Source organism: Mycobacterium sp. IDR2000157661 (assembly GCF_022317005.1).
Lineage (GTDB): Bacteria > Actinomycetota > Actinomycetes > Mycobacteriales > Mycobacteriaceae > Mycobacterium.
Map to the genome: position 1 here is coordinate 2,353,192 of NZ_CP081006.1, position 15,090 is coordinate 2,368,281.

At 66.2% G+C, this 15,090-nt stretch carries 15 protein-coding genes, 4 tRNA genes and 1 pseudogene; 11 read left to right on the forward strand and 9 right to left on the reverse strand.

Going from position 1 to position 15,090, the window contains the following annotated elements; all coding sequences use genetic code 11:
- Positions 1-83: 83 nt before the first annotated feature.
- Positions 84-1,169, reverse strand: a complete 1,086-nt coding sequence (dusB, locus tag K3G64_RS12550; RefSeq protein WP_238950197.1) for a tRNA dihydrouridine synthase DusB — start codon at positions 1,167-1,169, stop codon at positions 84-86.
- Positions 1,170-1,231: 62 nt separating this feature from the next.
- On the reverse strand, positions 1,232-2,215 hold the full coding sequence (locus K3G64_RS12555; protein ID WP_238950199.1) for an acyl-ACP desaturase: 984 nt from the start codon (positions 2,213-2,215) through the stop codon (positions 1,232-1,234).
- Between the two features lie 147 nt (positions 2,216-2,362).
- Between K3G64_RS12555 and K3G64_RS12560 the strand changes: the two genes are divergently transcribed.
- The 4 genes from K3G64_RS12560 to K3G64_RS12575 all read left to right on the forward strand — a co-directional run bounded on the left by K3G64_RS12560 (position 2,363) and on the right by K3G64_RS12575 (position 4,486).
- Positions 2,363-2,785: a hypothetical protein gene (locus K3G64_RS12560; protein ID WP_238950201.1), complete on the forward strand. Its 423-nt coding sequence runs from the start codon at positions 2,363-2,365 to the stop codon at positions 2,783-2,785.
- Between the two features lie 131 nt (positions 2,786-2,916).
- Entirely contained in the window at positions 2,917-3,333 is a 417-nt protein-coding gene (locus K3G64_RS12565) for a PASTA domain-containing protein (protein ID WP_238950203.1), read from the forward strand.
- A gap of 179 nt (positions 3,334-3,512) precedes the next feature.
- Positions 3,513-3,932 (forward strand): hypothetical protein, encoded by a 420-nt coding sequence (locus K3G64_RS12570; RefSeq protein ID WP_238950205.1) that lies wholly within the window; start codon positions 3,513-3,515, stop codon positions 3,930-3,932.
- 125 nt (positions 3,933-4,057) lie between these two features.
- Positions 4,058-4,486, forward strand: a complete 429-nt coding sequence (locus tag K3G64_RS12575) for a hypothetical protein (protein WP_238950207.1) — start codon at positions 4,058-4,060, stop codon at positions 4,484-4,486.
- A 3-nt stretch (positions 4,487-4,489) separates the two neighbouring features.
- Here the strand turns inward: K3G64_RS12575 and K3G64_RS12580 are convergent, their stop codons facing one another.
- Positions 4,490-5,074, reverse strand: coding sequence for a TetR/AcrR family transcriptional regulator (locus K3G64_RS12580; RefSeq protein ID WP_238950208.1), 585 nt, complete (start codon positions 5,072-5,074; stop codon positions 4,490-4,492).
- A 69-nt stretch (positions 5,075-5,143) separates the two neighbouring features.
- On the opposite strand from K3G64_RS12580, the gene K3G64_RS12585 reads away from it, so the two are divergent.
- Positions 5,144-6,142, forward strand: coding sequence for an oxygenase MpaB family protein (locus K3G64_RS12585; RefSeq protein WP_238950209.1), 999 nt, complete (start codon positions 5,144-5,146; stop codon positions 6,140-6,142).
- Positions 6,143-6,155: 13 nt separating this feature from the next.
- Here K3G64_RS12585 and K3G64_RS12590 read toward each other — a convergent pair.
- The 4 genes and pseudogenes from K3G64_RS12590 to K3G64_RS12605 all read right to left on the reverse strand — a co-directional run.
- Positions 6,156-6,566: pseudogene (locus tag K3G64_RS12590) on the reverse strand (arsenate reductase ArsC); the annotation flags it as partial.
- 2 nt (positions 6,567-6,568) lie between these two features.
- Positions 6,569-7,327, reverse strand: coding sequence for an aquaporin (locus tag K3G64_RS12595; protein ID WP_238950210.1), 759 nt, complete (start codon positions 7,325-7,327; stop codon positions 6,569-6,571).
- Entirely contained in the window at positions 7,324-7,683 is a 360-nt protein-coding gene (locus tag K3G64_RS12600) for an ArsR/SmtB family transcription factor (RefSeq protein WP_238950211.1), read from the reverse strand. Before K3G64_RS12600 ends, K3G64_RS12595 begins: the two co-directional genes overlap by 4 nt.
- 61 nt (positions 7,684-7,744) lie before the next feature.
- The gene (locus tag K3G64_RS12605; protein ID WP_238950212.1) at positions 7,745-8,206 is read right to left on the reverse strand and encodes an ArsI/CadI family heavy metal resistance metalloenzyme; all 462 of its coding nucleotides are present in this window, start codon (positions 8,204-8,206) and stop codon (positions 7,745-7,747) included.
- A 99-nt stretch (positions 8,207-8,305) separates the two neighbouring features.
- Between K3G64_RS12605 and K3G64_RS12610 the strand changes: the two genes are divergently transcribed.
- A complete protein-coding gene (locus K3G64_RS12610; protein WP_238950213.1) occupies positions 8,306-8,665 on the forward strand; it encodes an Rv2640c family ArsR-like transcriptional regulator in 360 nt (119 codons plus the stop codon).
- A 1,048-nt stretch (positions 8,666-9,713) separates the two neighbouring features.
- On the opposite strand, the gene K3G64_RS12615 is transcribed toward K3G64_RS12610, so the two are convergent.
- Positions 9,714-9,789: transfer RNA gene (locus K3G64_RS12615), tRNA-Lys, on the reverse strand.
- A 123-nt stretch (positions 9,790-9,912) separates the two neighbouring features.
- Between K3G64_RS12615 and K3G64_RS12620 the strand changes: the two genes are divergently transcribed.
- From K3G64_RS12620 to K3G64_RS12630, 3 genes are all read left to right on the forward strand, one after another.
- Positions 9,913-9,985 (forward strand) — tRNA-Glu (locus tag K3G64_RS12620).
- A 35-nt stretch (positions 9,986-10,020) separates the two neighbouring features.
- A tRNA-Asp gene (locus K3G64_RS12625) sits at positions 10,021-10,097 on the forward strand.
- A gap of 42 nt (positions 10,098-10,139) precedes the next feature.
- A tRNA-Phe gene (locus tag K3G64_RS12630) sits at positions 10,140-10,213 on the forward strand.
- Between the two features lie 447 nt (positions 10,214-10,660).
- Here the strand turns inward: K3G64_RS12630 and qcrB are convergent.
- Positions 10,661-12,304 (reverse strand): cytochrome bc1 complex cytochrome b subunit, encoded by a 1,644-nt coding sequence (gene qcrB, locus K3G64_RS12635; RefSeq protein WP_238950214.1) that lies wholly within the window; start codon positions 12,302-12,304, stop codon positions 10,661-10,663.
- Between the two features lie 234 nt (positions 12,305-12,538).
- Here qcrB and K3G64_RS12640 point away from each other — a divergent pair, with 234 nt between their 5' ends.
- Both K3G64_RS12640 and K3G64_RS12645 read left to right on the forward strand, forming a co-directional pair.
- Complete coding sequence (locus tag K3G64_RS12640) at positions 12,539-13,525, forward strand: pentapeptide repeat-containing protein (RefSeq protein ID WP_238950215.1); 987 nt, start codon at positions 12,539-12,541, stop codon at positions 13,523-13,525.
- A gap of 3 nt (positions 13,526-13,528) precedes the next feature.
- The gene (locus K3G64_RS12645; RefSeq protein ID WP_238950217.1) at positions 13,529-15,073 is read left to right on the forward strand and encodes an MFS transporter; all 1,545 of its coding nucleotides are present in this window, start codon (positions 13,529-13,531) and stop codon (positions 15,071-15,073) included.
- Positions 15,074-15,090: the final 17 nt, after the last annotated feature.

Consider the following 15,090-nt stretch of genomic DNA (forward strand, 5'->3'; position numbering starts at 1 on the left):
ATATCGTACTGAGACATCCTGAGAGATGTGATGTCAGAGTCGTCTCAGGACGGAGACGACTGGGAGTCGCCGGGTAACCGGGGTCAGCCGCCGGAGTGCATCACCTCGGCGCCGGCGGGCACCGTGCAGTCGTCGGGGTCGGCGAGCCAGCCTTCGGGGAGGTTGACCGCCGCAGGTGAGCCCTGGCGCCCGCGTGGGCCGGTCGCCGCCTCCGGGAAAGGCACCGCCGGGTCCAGTCGGCCCACCAGCGACTCGAGCTCGGCCAGCGTCTTGACCAGGGCCAGCGCCCGTCGCAAGTCGGCACCGGCCGGGAAGCCGTGCAGGTACCAGGCAATGTGCTTGCGCATGTCACGCATGCCCTTGTCCTCGCCGAAATGCTGTGTGAGCAATTCGCCGTGGCGGATCATGATGGCCGCGACCTCGCCCAGCGTGGGCGGCGTCGGCGCCGGCTTGCCGGTGAATGAGGCCGACAGTTCGGCGAACAACCACGGTCTGCCCAGACAACCGCGGCCGATCACGACGCCGTCGCACCCGGTCGCGGCCATCATCGCCGTCGCGTCGTCGGCCTCGAAGATGTCGCCGTTGCCCAAGACGGGCACGTCGGTCACGTGCTGCTTGAGGGCGGCGATCTGCGACCAGTCCGCACTCCCGGAGTATCGCTGGGCCGCGGTGCGGGCGTGCAGTGCAACCGCCGCGGCACCCTCTTGCGCGGCTATCCGCCCCGCGTCGAGGTGGGTGTGATGGGCGTCGTCGATGCCGATGCGGAATTTCACCGTCACGGGGATGTCGGTGCCCTGGGTAGCGGTGACTGCGGCGCGGACGATTTTTTCGAACAGCCTCCGCTTGTACGGCAGCGCCGCCCCGCCACCGCGGCGGGTGACCTTGGGCACCGGGCAGCCGAAGTTCATGTCGATGTGGTCGGCCAGGCCCTCGTCGACGATCATCTTCGCCGCGGCGTACGTGTTGTCCGGATCGACCGAGTAGAGCTGCAGTGACCGTGGGTTCTCGTCGGGCGCGAAGGTGACCATGTGCATGGTCGCCGGATGGCGCTCGACGAGCGCACGGGCGGTCACCATCTCGCAGACATACAACCCGCTGACCGTCCCCGCGCGGGCCAGTTCCAGCTCCCGGCACAGCGTGCGGAACGCGACGTTTGTCACGCCCGCCATCGGGGCCAGCACGACCGGGCTGCGTAGCGCGATGGGCCCGATCCGCAGTGGGGCCGTCTCGGCTAGGACGCTGATGAGGCGAGCACCTTCTCGGCCTTGCGGGCCTCGCGCTCGAGGCGGCGCTGCTTGGACTCCTCGAACTTCTGCGAGGCTTCCTCGAGCTCCTCGACGAGCACGGCGAGGTCGTCGCGCATCCGCGCGGCCTCCCCGGTGAAGTCCTCGCGCTCGAAGATGCGCCACTTCTTGAGCACCGGCATGACCACGTCGTCGAGGTGGATGCGCGGGTCGTAGACGCCGCCGACCGCGATGATGACGGCCTTGCGCCGGAACTCCGGAACCGTGTAGCCGGGCATCTTGAAGTTGCGCAGCACCCGGTGCAGCGAGTGCATCGCCTGGTCGGGAGCGATCTCGAAGCCGGCCTCGGAGACGTCGCGGTAGAAGATCATGTGCAGGTTCTCGTCGGCCGAGACGCGGGCCAGCAGCTGGTCGGCGACGGTCTCGTTGCAGGCCTTGCCGGTGTTGCGGTGCGACACCCGGGTGGCCAGTTCCTGGAACGTGACGTAGATGACCGAGTCGAAGAGGCTCTCGGCGAACAGGTCGCCCTGCTGGTTCTGGCCGGGGGAGAATCCGCGGGTCATCTGTTCGATGCGCAGTTGCTCGAGCTGAATGGGATCGACGGCACGGGTGACGACGAGGTAGTCGCGCAGCGAGATGCCGTGCCGGTTCTCCTCCGCGGTCCACCGGTTGACCCACTGGCCCCAGGCGCCGTCCATGCTCATGTTCATCGCGATCTCGCGGTGATAGGACGGCAGGTTGTCCTCGGTCAGCAGGTTCTGCACCATCGCCACCTGGGCGACCTCTGACAGCTGCGACTGCTCTGGGTCCCAGTCCTGCCCGCCCAGAGCGTAGAAGTTCTTGCCGTCCGACCACGGGATGTAGTCGTGCGGGTTCCAGTTCTTCGTCATCGTCAGGTGCCGATTAAGAAGCTTTTCAACGACAGGCTCCAGCTCTTGCAGCAGGTGCAGGTCCGTCAGGTTCTCGTGCATCACTACTCCCAGTTATCTGTACCTGTTGGTTGCAGTCAATATATCTGTGTACTCCGGTGACATTCAAGCCATCGCACGGATTGTCACATCCGCACCATTAGTCGCAGCTGTGCGCGGTAGTATGCCCGGCGGACGCAAAGTACACGCTTGAACTCGCACGACACCGACACTCTTGGAGGACGGGCACGGATGCAGATGCGAAATCTCCTGGCAGGCGCGATCGTGGCTGCGGCCGCGGCCGGCGCGGCGCTGGCGGGAGCAGGCGCGGCCGGCGCAGTGCCCGACGTCGTGGACCGCCCCTACAAGGACGCCAAGAAGATCATTCAGCAGTCCGGGGGTATCCCCGTGATCGCGACCAAGACCGGAAACGGCGCCGACGAGGCTGACTGCCTCGTGGCCAACGTTTGGGAAGCGGGTTATCCGCAACTCAACTCAAGAGGTCGCCTGGCCAACAACCGCGATGTGCTGGTCGCCCTCAACTGCAACGGCGCTTTGGCCGCCCCGGGCTCAGCAGGCAACTCCGCGCTCAGCCCTGCCGGCCGTGCCGCCAAGGCCGAACAGGACCGCTAGGCCGCCACTGCGGGCGTTCAAGCCGTTAATGCTGGCCTAACAGGCGTTAACGAAATAGGCTTCGCGTATTAACGCGATAGTCATCGCCTGAGTAGCGGAGGTCGGCCGTGAAGAGGGTCATCGTCATCGGGATGGGTTCGGCGTTCTTCGCCGCCGCGCTGTTGGGCGCAGGTACTGCCACGGCGGCGCCAGATGTTGTCGGAATGAAGTACTCCGATGCCAAGAAGGAGATCAGGGAGTCAGGGGGCCGGGCAACCGTCGCGACTCGTGTCGGCGCTCAGCTCGACGAGAACCAGTGCATTGTCACCAATGTGTGGGACGCCTCATTCCTGCGAATCGCGCGAGCCGACAACGACGAGGTGGCCGTCGCCCTGAACTGCAACGGCGAATATGCGACAGCCACCAATCCCGGTACATCTGTGGCGAATCCACTCGGGCGTGAGGCGAAGGCCGAGGACGAAGCGGAAGCTGCCAGGAAACGGGCTCAGCGTCAGGCTGCCCAACAGGAGGAGCGGGAGCTCGCTGCCCCCGTGACACCGAACAATTAACCCGGCGTTGATCCGCCGGAGCTGATTTCACGTCTGCGTAATTCGCGGGATCCCTTGCGTTCACACTGCTCGGTGAAGGTTGCGTGAACAACACGCCCGGGGGTGGCAGGCGTGGCTGCCTGCGCAACCAGGCTTGCCGCCTGGCCTGCCTCGGGCTCGATTCACGGAGGCGAGCGGTCATGCGGATGCAGGTGTTGGGAATCGGTGCGGTGACGTCTGCCGCGGTCGCGATGGCGCTGTTCGGAGCCGGTGCGGCTCACGCGGCGCCCGACGTCGTGGGCATGGCGTACTCCGACGCCCAGGAGGAGATCGAGGACAGCGGCGGCTCGGCGGTGGTGGCATCGCGGGTGGGCGACCAGCTCGACGAAGGTGACTGCATCGTCACCAATGTTTGGGAAGCCTCTTTCCTGCGCATCGACTCCTCGGACGACTCACAGGTGCAGGTAGCGCTGAATTGCAACGGCGAATACGCCACCGCGACCGATCCGGGCGCCTCGGTGGGTAACCCGCTCGGGCGGTTGGCCAAGACCAAGGCCGAGGAGGAAGCGGCACAGCAGGAGGAAGAGGAGCTCGCCGCTCCCGAGACACCGGACGAGTAGGTCCGAAACAGACTCTGGCACACAGGATTTCACACGCCATCCACCTCTGCGGTCGATTGCGTTCACGTCGCTCCGCGAGTGTTGCGGGAAATCACTCTCGATGACACTCACGGAGGCCGCCCGTCATGCGAATGCAGTACTTGGGGATCGGTGCGGTGGTATCTGCCGCGGCCGCGATGGCGCTGTTGGGTACCGCGACGGCTGCTGCGAACGATTACGTCGGCCAGACCTTTGAAGACGCGTCGGAGGCGATGGACGAAGACGGCGTCGATCCAATCGTCGCGACGGTCGTCGGCGATCAGCTGCCGGAAGACGACTGCATCGTCACCAACGCGTTCGACGCACCGTTCCTGCGCGGGGTCGGTGACGACTTCGAGTATTCGGAGGACGAGGTGCTGGTGTCGCTGAACTGTGCAGGCGCCTACGCGACGGCGACCAACCCCGGCACATCGGTCGCCCACCCGCTGGGCCGCGAGGCGAAGTCGGAGGCCGAGGAGGAAGCCGCCGAGGCCGAGGAGCAGGAACTCGCCGAGGCCGAAACACCGGACGAGTAGCGGTCAGTGACTCGACACCCGTCCGAGCAGCATCTCGACGCAGTAGTCGATGAACTGCTCGCGGGTGACGGTGAGCCTGCCGTTGAGGTAGGCGGTGAACAATGCCGTCAGCGCACCGATCAGCCCGGTGGCCACCATGGCCGCCAGCGCCGGATCGGTGATGCGGGTGAGCTTGTGCTGCAACAGTTCGATGAAGCTCGGCATCCACTCGGCGCCCGATCGCGTCAGCACCGGCTCGACGGCGGGCGCCAGCAGCAGCACTCGGCCGCGGGTCGGGTCGTCGACCATCAGCGCGACGAATCGTTCCACGGCATCGCGCGGCGTCTCGGCCGTCATCAGCGTCGACATCGCCTTGGCGCACACATCGTCGTAGACGGCGCGGACGAACTCGTCGCGGTCGGCGAAGCTCTCGTAGAAGTAGCGTTCGGTGAGCCCGGCCGCCCGGCATACCGCGCGAACGGTGAGTGAGGGTCCCTCGGCGCTGCCCAACACGGCGACGCCGGCGGTGATCAACTCGTCGCGCCGCAGCACCTGCCGATCCTGCAGCGGAACGCCGGACCATCGGCCCCGTCGTTGACCCGAAGGCACATCCCTCCTAAGCTCTAGATGACAACACCCGTAGTCAGAATGCTTCGCTGACCGGATGGAAGTGCATCAGTGACTCAAGATACGTCTGCGACGTGCCCGGTGACCAGCGAGTCACCGGTGACGGCCGGCTGCCCGGTGACCGCGGGCGGCTACGACGCGCCGCCCCTGGGCCCCGACTCGCTGACATGGCGGTACTTCGGCCAGTGGACCGGTCTCTTCCAGGGCACCTGGGCCGGGTCGATGCAGAACATGCATCCGCAACTGGGTGCCGCGGTGAAGGACCACTCGATCTTCTTCCTGGAGCGGATCCCGCGGCTGCTGCGATCGATCTACCCGATCGGTGGCGTGGTCTTCGACGGTGACCGCGCGCCCAAGACCGGCGCCGAGGTGCGCGACTACCACATCACCATCAAGGGCGTCGACGAAAAGGGCCGCCGGTACAGCGCGTTGAACCCCGATGTCTTCTACTGGGCCCATGCGACGTTCTTCAAGTCGACCCTGCTGGCCGCCGAGAAGTTCGGCGGCGGGCTGACCGAGGACCAGAGGCGCCAGCTGTTCGACGAGCACATCCAGTGGTACCGCATGTACGGCATGAGCATGCGGCCGGTGCCCGAGAGCTGGGAGGAATTCCAGGCCTACTGGGATCACATGTGCCGCAACGTGTTGGAGAACAACTGGGCCGCCCGCGAGGTGATGGACCTGTCCACGATGCCCAAGCATCCTTCGCTGACCTGGATTCCGGACTGGATGTGGGCGCTGAACCTGAAGGTGATGCAGCGCTTCCTGACCTTCATGACCGTGGCCTTGTACGACCCGCCGGTTCGCGAGTTGATGGGCTACACCTGGACACCTCGCCAGGAGTGGCTGCACCGGCGGTTCTGTGAGGTCGTCACCGTCGCCACCAAGGTGCTGCCCAAACGCATGCTGATGCATCCGCGCAAGCGCTCGGCTTTCGATCGGGCCACGGGCCGACTGCCCGCGGACACCCCGCTCGTCCAGACCCCGGCGCGCAATCTGCCGCCCGTCGAGTACCGCGGACAACCACAGTTCTACTGCCCGAAAGTCTGAGCGTGGCGTCGGCTCACGACGCCGGGGTGACGCCCAGGTCGGCGAGCAGTCGACGTACCCGCTCCTCGATGTCGTCGCGAATGGGCCGTACCGCGTCGACCGACTGGCCCGCGGGATCGGTGAGTTCCCAGTTCTCGTAACGCTTGCCGGGAAAGATCGGGCAGGCGTCGCCGCAGCCCATGGTGATGACGACGTCGGCGGCTTGGACGATCTCGTCGGTCCACGGCTTCGGGAACTCACCGGTGATGTCGATGCCCACCTCGGCCATGGCGGCGATCGCCGAGGGGTTGATCTCGTGGCCGGGTTCTGAGCCGCCGGACCACGCGACGGCGTCCTCTCCGGCCAACTGGGTGAAGAAGCCGAGCGCCATCTGCGAGCGTCCCGCGTTGTGGGTGCACAGGAACAGCACGGTCGGCTTTCCTTCGGTCATGACGGACTCCTTTGTTCGGCGGGGGTTGCCGGGCCGCGATGGGGGACGACGACGTCGTCGGCGGTCTGCGCCGCGTCCGGATACAGGGCGGCGACGAGCGCCAAACCGACGAGCCCGCCGATGATCTGGGCGGCGATGAACCCCGGCGCGGAGCCAGGAGCGATGCCTGCGAACGTGTCGGAGAAGATGCGGCCGACGGTCACCGCGGGGTTGGCGAAAGACGTCGAACTGGTGAACCAGTACGCCGCGCCGATGTAGGCGCCGACCGCCGCGGCCGACAACGCCGCTCGTCCCGTGCGGGCCAGCGCGAAGATCACCGCGATCAGCCCCGCGGTGGCGACGATCTCGCCCACGAGGTGTCCGGCGGTGACGCGGTCCTTGGTGGAGATCTCGATGACGTCGCGGTCGAACATGATGTTGGCCAGCAGTGCTCCCGTCACGCCGCCCGTCACCTGCGCGACGGTGTAGGACGCGACGTGACGGCCGCTGATGCCGGTGCCCGCCCGTCTGCCTAGAAGCCAATCAGCCGCTGAGACAACCGGATTGAAGTGAGCGCCGGAGACCGGACCGAACAGTAGGATCAGCACGGCCAGGCCGAACACCGTCGCCGTCGAGTTCTGCAGCAGTTGCAGGCCCACATCGTCGGGGGAGAGCTGTTGTGCGGCGATGCCGGATCCGACGACCACCGTGACCAACAGTGCCGTGCCGGTGAACTCCGCGAGCAGGCGGCGCGGCAGCGCGACGGGGTGGTTCACAGCCGGGCTCCGGCATCGATGTCGAGCAATGACGAAAGCTGTTGCAGCGCACCCGGAACGGCGCGGTAGTAGACCCACGAGCCGCGCCGTTCACAGTCGAGCAGGCCGGCGGTACGCAGCACCTTGAGGTGGTGGGAGATGGTCGGCTGAGTCAGGTCGATTCCGGAGGACAGCTCGCAGACGCATGCCTCTCCGCCGCCGTGGCTGGCGACCACGCTCAACAGGCGGAGCCGAACGGGGTCGGACAGGGCCTTGAGCTTGGTCGCCAGCTCGGCGGCGGCCTGGGCGGACAGGGGCTGCCGCGCCAGGGGTGCGATCACGCAGCCCGTCGCGTCGGTCGCCAGCGACTTAGACATTCGTCGATATTGACCGATATCGAATCAAGCCGCAAGCGAACACTCGGTGAACCGGCTTGGGTCAGCAGCACGCGGCCGTGGCGTCGTCGGCTGCGGTGGCTCCGCAGCAGACGTCGCCGTCGGTCTCGGCGGCGTGTTGTGGGCTGTTGCCGAAGGTCTCGGAATCCTCGAGGACGGTGTAGACCTCCCACTTCTCGCCGGCCGGGCCGGTCACCCAGACCTTGTCCTGTTTGGCGAAGCAGCAGGTGGTGCCGATCTCCTCGTCGGTGAACAGGCCCTCGCCGGCGAGCCGGGCGATCTCGGCGTGCACGGTTGCGCTGGACTCGACCTCGACGCCGAGGTGGTTGATGGTGCCGCCCTTGCCGGGGTTCTGCAGCAGCACCAGCTTCACCGGCGGGTCGGCGACGGCGAAATTGGCATAACCCTCCTTCACCTTCGCGGGTGCGCTGTTGAACAGCTTGGAGTAGAAGCTGATGGCCTCGTCGAGGTCGTCGACGTTGAGGGCGAGTTGGATGCGGGACATGGTGGACCTTCCTACTTGTGGGACATATATCGAAGTAGCGCGCTACGGTCACCATGCCACGTTTTTGATATATGTCAAGAAGGATGGCAGAATCGCCTCATGCCCAAAGCGTTGCCGATGATCGACATGTCCGCCCCTGTGTGCTGTGCGCCCGTGGCTGCCGGGCCGATGAGCGATGACGACGCGCTGGCGGTGGCGTTGCGGCTCAAGGCCCTCGCCGACCCGGCGCGGGTGAAGATCATGTCGTACCTGTTCGGCTCCGCGGCGGGCGAGGAGAACAGCGGCGATCTGGCGGCCGCGCTCGGGTTGTCGGAGTCCACCGTCAGCCACCACCTCAGCCAGCTCCGGCGCGCCGGGCTCGTCGAGTCCGACCGTCGCGGGATGAACGTCTTCCACCGCCCGCATCGTGACGCGCTGGGCGCGCTGTGCGTGGTGCTGGACCCGAACTGTTGCCGGTGAGCCTAATGCGTTGAGTCAGGCTGTCTGGCCATTCCGACGCCGAGCCGTCACCCGTCGAGAGCAATTGGCGCAGCGAACATCTCACTTGGCGATCTCAGCTTGTACGGCAGCCAAATTCCAGCCGGCCCGCGCCATCGATTCGACGTCACAGAGCTTTTCGCCTGTCACGTGATCGACCTCAAGGACTGACGCCGAGCAGGTCGGATTGGTGACTGCGAGATGGTTCGGGCAACGTTCGTGCTGCCCGCCGTCGGTTGCGCAAGCCCGCCACTAGACACGCGCAGGCAAAGGGTGCACAGTTGGCTCCATCGACGCCAGTCGTGGTGACCTTCCGTCAATCGGGGACTTGCTTGAGGCCACAGAGCCGAACTCCCCAGGAGCACACCATGAGACCTCATGCGCCCATCTATCTACGCCGCGTCGCACTCGCCACGATGTTCGCCGGAGCAGCAGCAGTCGCCGGCACCGCCGCGGGCGACCCGGCTACCGCATACGCCGAACCTCGAGAATGGGATATCGGCGAATACGACGACTGTATGGGCGTCAGGGCTGACCTGAACGTTCTCGGAGTGATCAGCAACGAGGCTCTGGCCGACGAAACTAGAATGTGCTGCGAGAGATCCGGTGGAGTCTGGGGCGTAGGTTTCAACGGCGAGGCCGGTTGCGTGGCGCCCCCAGCCGCGGAGGCCGAACGAGCTCCCGCAGCACCACCTGTCCTTCCGCCCGAGTCGCAAGCGACACTATGGATGCCGCCGCCTCCTCCGCCGCCGGAAGCCATAGCGCCCGGTCCTGCCAGCCGAAGCTGACGGTCGGCGTCGTGCGGCCTACAGCGGGCTGCGCGCGGCCGAGAATGCGGGCCTGGAGGTCCGAGACCTTTTTCAAGACGGCTCCGGCAGCGCCGGTGCGGGCGAGCGTGCGGGTGCGTCGCGCGAAGGATCGACGAGCCGGCGAGTGGGTAACAACAGGCCGAAAAGTAAACGCAGCCGTCGGCGCGCAAGGCCAGGCGAGAACGGGAGCCTCAGACTGGTGAAAGTTCACCAGGCTTCCGTGGTGCCCCCACCAGGGCTCGAACCTGGGACCTGCGGATTAAAAGTCCGTAGCTCTACCAACTGAGCTATAGGGGCTGCGAAGCAACAGGATACTGGGTGACCGATGGCGGCCTCGTTTGAGGATTCGGGTGCCGGTGCCCTAAGCTATCGAGGCTCCCAACGTCATCGCGTTTCGAGTACCCCGGAGAGATTCGGCTGGCCCCCTTCGTCTAGCGGCCTAGGACGCCGCCCTTTCAAGGCGGTAGCGCGGGTTCGAATCCCGTAGGGGGTACACGTGGCGCCCGTACGATGGGGTGACACAAGCAAGGCCCTGTGGCGCAGTTGGTTAGCGCGCCGCCCTGTCACGGCGGAGGTCGCGGGTTCGAGTCCCGTCAGGGTCGCCACCGATTGGCGAGGCACCCACGGTCGGCAGGCCGGTGCCTTCCGGCCAGGTAGCTCAGTTGGTACGAGCGTCCGCCTGAAAAGCGGAAGGTCGCCGGTTCGATCCCGGCCCTGGCCACGACAGAGGGTAGTTGTCGCTCCTCTTCAGCTTTATATGTCCAGCGGCGGAGCTTGCGCGATCAGGATCGCCTGACCGAGCAAGGACCGGCCGAAGGGGCGGCGAACTCGGGCTGAGCTGCTTTTTTAACTACAGGGCTGCTCCCGTCGCTCGCCTAGCGAGGGCGCGGACGCAACCTGTCCCAATTCCCCCACCTAGGTCCCAGGTAATCGCGCGAAATATCAGAGACGACGCCCTGCTGAACCATCGCGCAGCGGGACCGATGCGGGGGCTCTTGCCGATGGCGGAGGACGGCGCTTGAACACGCGATCACCAATGTGGTCCACGCTGTACTGTCAACGCCGGCCGATTCACAGAGTCGCCCTCACGATAGGGTCGACTGCTGCGAGATTAACGTAGTGGCATACCTTTTCGCCAGGCCCCAGCAGGACAATTATCAGCGCAACGTCACGACGAACCGTAACGGTCTCCGTTCGTCGAGCCGTTGTGCGACTGCTGCTCGGCCAATGCGGTCAGCGCTTTGCGCTCGCCGGCGTGTTGCGCCTGGGCCAGCGCCTCGTGCTCGTGGGCGGAGTCGGCAGCCAGGAAGCCGCCGCTGCCGGGTGCCCCCGCCGAGCCGAGCTTGTTCATCCGCTTGGGCACCGGTGCGCCCTGGTACTCGAGTGGAATCGGGTGGCCGTGTGCATCGACCGGGCCCAGCGGCTGGTGCAGTTCGATGTAGGCGCCGGTGGGCAACCGCTTGATGATGCCGGTCTCCACGCCGTGTTCGAGCACCGCACGGTCGCTGCGCTGCAGGGCCACACACCACCGGTACGTCACGAAGTAGACGATCGCAGGCAACACCACCATGCCGATGCGCCCGATCCACGTCGTCGCATTCAGCGACACGTTGAACTTGTAGGCGATGATGTCGTTCATCGCGCTGAACGTCAGAACGATGTAGAACGCGATGGCCATCGCACCGACGCCCGTGCGCACGGGGACGTCTCGCGGCCGCTGCAGCAGGTTGTGGTGCGCCCGATCGCCGGTCAGCCTCTGCTCGATGAACGGGTAGACGGTCAGCAGGATGAACACCAACCCCATGATCACCGCGACGGCGACCGCAGACGGGACCGTGTAGTTGCCGATGTAGAGCTCCCACGCGGGCCACAGCCGGATCAAGCCGTCGGTCCACATCATGTAGAAGTCGGGCTGGCTGCCCGCCGACACCTGATAAGGCTTGTACGGACCGAGATTCCACACCGGGTTGATCTGCAGCAGCCCGCCCATGAGGCCCAGCACGCCGACGGTCATCGCGAAGAACGCGCCGGACTTGACGGCGAACACCGGCATGACGCGCACGCCGACCACGTTCTGCTCGGTGCGCCCCGGACCCGGGAACTGCGTGTGCTTTTGGAACCACACCAGCGCCAGGTGAATCCCGATCAGCGCCAGCATGATGCCGGGGAAGATCAGGATGTGGATGGCATACAGGCGGGGGATGAGGATGTCGCCGGGGAAGTCGCCGCCGAACAGTGCCCAGTGCAGCCAGGTCCCGATCACCGGCATGCCCAACGTGATCGAAGACAGCGCGGCCCGGATGCCGGTGCCCGAAAGCAGGTCGTCGGGTAGCGAGTAGCCGAAGAACCCCTCGAACATGGCCAGGATCAGCAGCAGCGACCCGATCACCCAGTTCGCTTCCCGCGGTCGGCGGAACGCCCCGGTGAAGAAGATCCGGGCCAGGTGAACCATGATCGCCGCGGCGAACAACAACGCGGCCCAGTGGTGCACCTGGCGCACGAACAATCCGCCGCGCACCTCGAAGGTGATGTCCAGCGTCGATTCGTAGGCCTTCGACATCGTGACACCGCGCAGCGGCTGGTACACCCCCTCGTAGGTGACCTCGGCCATCGACGGATCGAAGAACAGCGTCAGGTACACGCCGGTGATCAGCAGAACGATGAAGCTGTACAGCGCGATCTCACCGAGCAGGAACGACCAGTGCGTCGGAAAGACCTTGTTGAGTTGTCGACGCACCGCCGCCGACGGGTGGTAGCGCGAGTCGATCGCATCGCCCTGCCGGGCGGCGACCTCGGACAGTGTGAAATTCATTGCGCTGCTCCTCGAGAAGCCACGCGGGGCTGTTTTTCAGTGTGCTAAGCAATTCGGAGTCGTTGGCGCCCCGGCGGTGCTGCCGCTCCGTCCGTCACACTTCAGTCATCTCTTCGGCGTACCGCGTGAGACGTCATCTTCTTCTCCGTTTCGACCCATCCTGCATCGGTTATGCAACGAATCGCTTACGTCAGCGAAAAGGCGGCGGGTCCGCCAGGGTCGAAGGGAATCCACATGTCCAAGCACAGCGCGCCGGGGTTCGGGTCTCGGGTCAGTGTCCGCGCATATCTGATGGCCGGAATCTCGGTGGTCGGAGCGGGTGTGCTCGCCGCCAGTCCCACCAGCGTCCCATCTCCCGTTGACGATGCGCCGCCGACGACACTCGCTGCCAGCACCGCCGGCACCCGGCCCGCAGCCGCAGTCACCGTGACCCCGGCCCCCGTCCCGTCGGGGGACGTGGATGCCGACGCGCCTGAGGCCGCCGCACGTGCCCTTCAGCCCGCCGCCGCCCCGTCGGCTGCAGCATTGGCCGGTTCAGGGCTTCAGCTCAGCCTGCTGACCGGGACGCCCAACCTCGGTTTCAACAACGAGGGCGCCTTCAACACCGGAATCAACAACAGCGGGGTGGCCAACACAGGTGTCGACAACAAGGGCGACTACAACATCGGCGCCGACAACGTCGGCGACTTCAACATCGGCGTCGGCAACACCGGCAACTTCAACGTGGGCTTCGACAATGACGGCGAGTTCAACGTCGGCGGCAACAACACGGGCATCCGCAACTTCGGGTTCAACAACAACGGCAACCTGAACTTCGGGGTCGGCAACACCGGTCAGCTGAACTTCGGCATCGGCAACACCGGCACCGGAAACGTCGGGTTCTTCAACACCACCGACTACACGGTCGGCGCATTCAACATCGGATTCCAGTACGCGTCGCCCAGCACCGCCACTGTCGCGCCGACGCGAACCGCCGCCAAGGCCGAGCCGACCGTGACATCGACGAACCGCATCAGCACTGAGGACGGCAACAAGGTCGAACCCGGAGGTGTCACCGGCGGCACCGGGGGCACGAGCGGCTTCGACGACGACGATGCGGCCGTCACCGCCGTGACGACGGCCGATGACGTCGACGCTTCCGGCTCCACCGCAGGCAGCGGCGGCACCGGCAACGGGGCCGACGGCGACGCCGGTTCGGACAACGACGGCGGCGACGAGTAACTGGTGTTCAACGTCGAATCCCCGCGCTCGCCGGTGACTCTCACCGGCGAGCGCCGTCCGCTGTGGACGTTGGTGGTGGGCTGTCTCGGCGTCGCTCTCGTCGTCGGATCGATGGTGGCATTCAACACCGCCCTTGGCGACATCGCGGTAGCCACCTCGGCCACCCAGACACAACTGAACTGGATCGTCGACGGCTACACCGTCGTGCTCGCGTGCCTGCTGCTACCGGCGGGAGCAATCGGTGACCGGCACGGCCGCCGGGTGACGATGTTGGCCGGGCTGGCGGTCTTCTCCGTCGCATCGGCGGTACCGGCGTTCATCGACTCACCGTCGGCGCTCATCGCCTCTCGCATGGTGGCCGGCGCGGGCGCGGCATTCGTCATGCCCGCGACGCTGGCCGTGCTGTCGCAGGCCTATCCCGCCGAGCGGCGTTCCAGGGCGATCGCGATCTGGGCGAGTGTGGCGGGTTGCGCCGGTGTGGTGGGCCTCGTCGGGTCGGGCATCCTGCTGTCCTTCTGGGAATGGCAGGCGATCTGCTGGGCTCTGGCCATCGCCGGTGTCCTCGTTTTCCTTGCAGCATGGACCATTTCGCCGGCACCCGCGGCGGATCGGCGGGCCGTCGACTGGATCGGCGCTTCGCTCGTCGCGGCCGCGGTGGCCATGGTGGTGGTCGGCCTCCTCGAAGCGCCGAGCCGGGGCTGGACGCACCCCGCGACCTTGGCGTTCCTGGCCGGCGGCCTGGTGTCGGGGGTGGCGTTCGTCATGGTCGAATCCCGCCGGCGGCAACCACTTCTCGATCCGAGATTGTTCCGTGACGCCCCGATGGCCGCGAGCGCGGTGACGATCACGGCGATCTTCGCCGCGACCTTCGGGTTCTTCTACCTCGGCATGCAGTACGCGCAACTGATCATGGGTTTCTCGGCGCTGGGGGCCGGACTCGCCTTCGCCCCGTTCATGATTCCGCTGGTCGGCTTGTCGCTGCTGTCCTTCCGCTACACCCCGCGGTGGGGTCTCAAGCGGGTGCTCATCTCCGGGCTGGTCGTGCTCTCGGCGGGCTTCTTGTGCCTGTTGATGCTCGAGACGGATTCGTCGTATCTGCAGTTGGCGGTGCCCACCGTCGTCATCGGTGCGGGGATCGGGCTGTGCACGGCGCCCGCCACGTCGACGATCATGTCGTCGCTGCGTGATGAACGCCAGGGCGTCGCGTCGGCCATCAACGACACCACGCGCGAGTTGGGTGCGGCGGTGGGCATCGCCATCGCGGGTTCGGTGCTGGCTGAGCGCTACACCGCGGAGGTCACACCGCAGCTGTCGGCACTGCCCGAACCGCTGCGCGAGCAGGTCGCCGACGGGTTCGGCAAGGCGGTGCACGTGCTGGACTCGATCGGACCGCAGGCGGCGCCGATCTTGGCCGCATCCGAGCAGGCGTTCGTGTCGGCGATGCACACCTCAGCCCTCGTGGTGTCGGGTGTCGCCGCGGCGGCGGCGCTGGCCATCGCGATGATCATCCCGGCCGGTAGCCGAACCGAACGCGGGCCGATCCGGTAGGAGTGCTATCCAAAGTC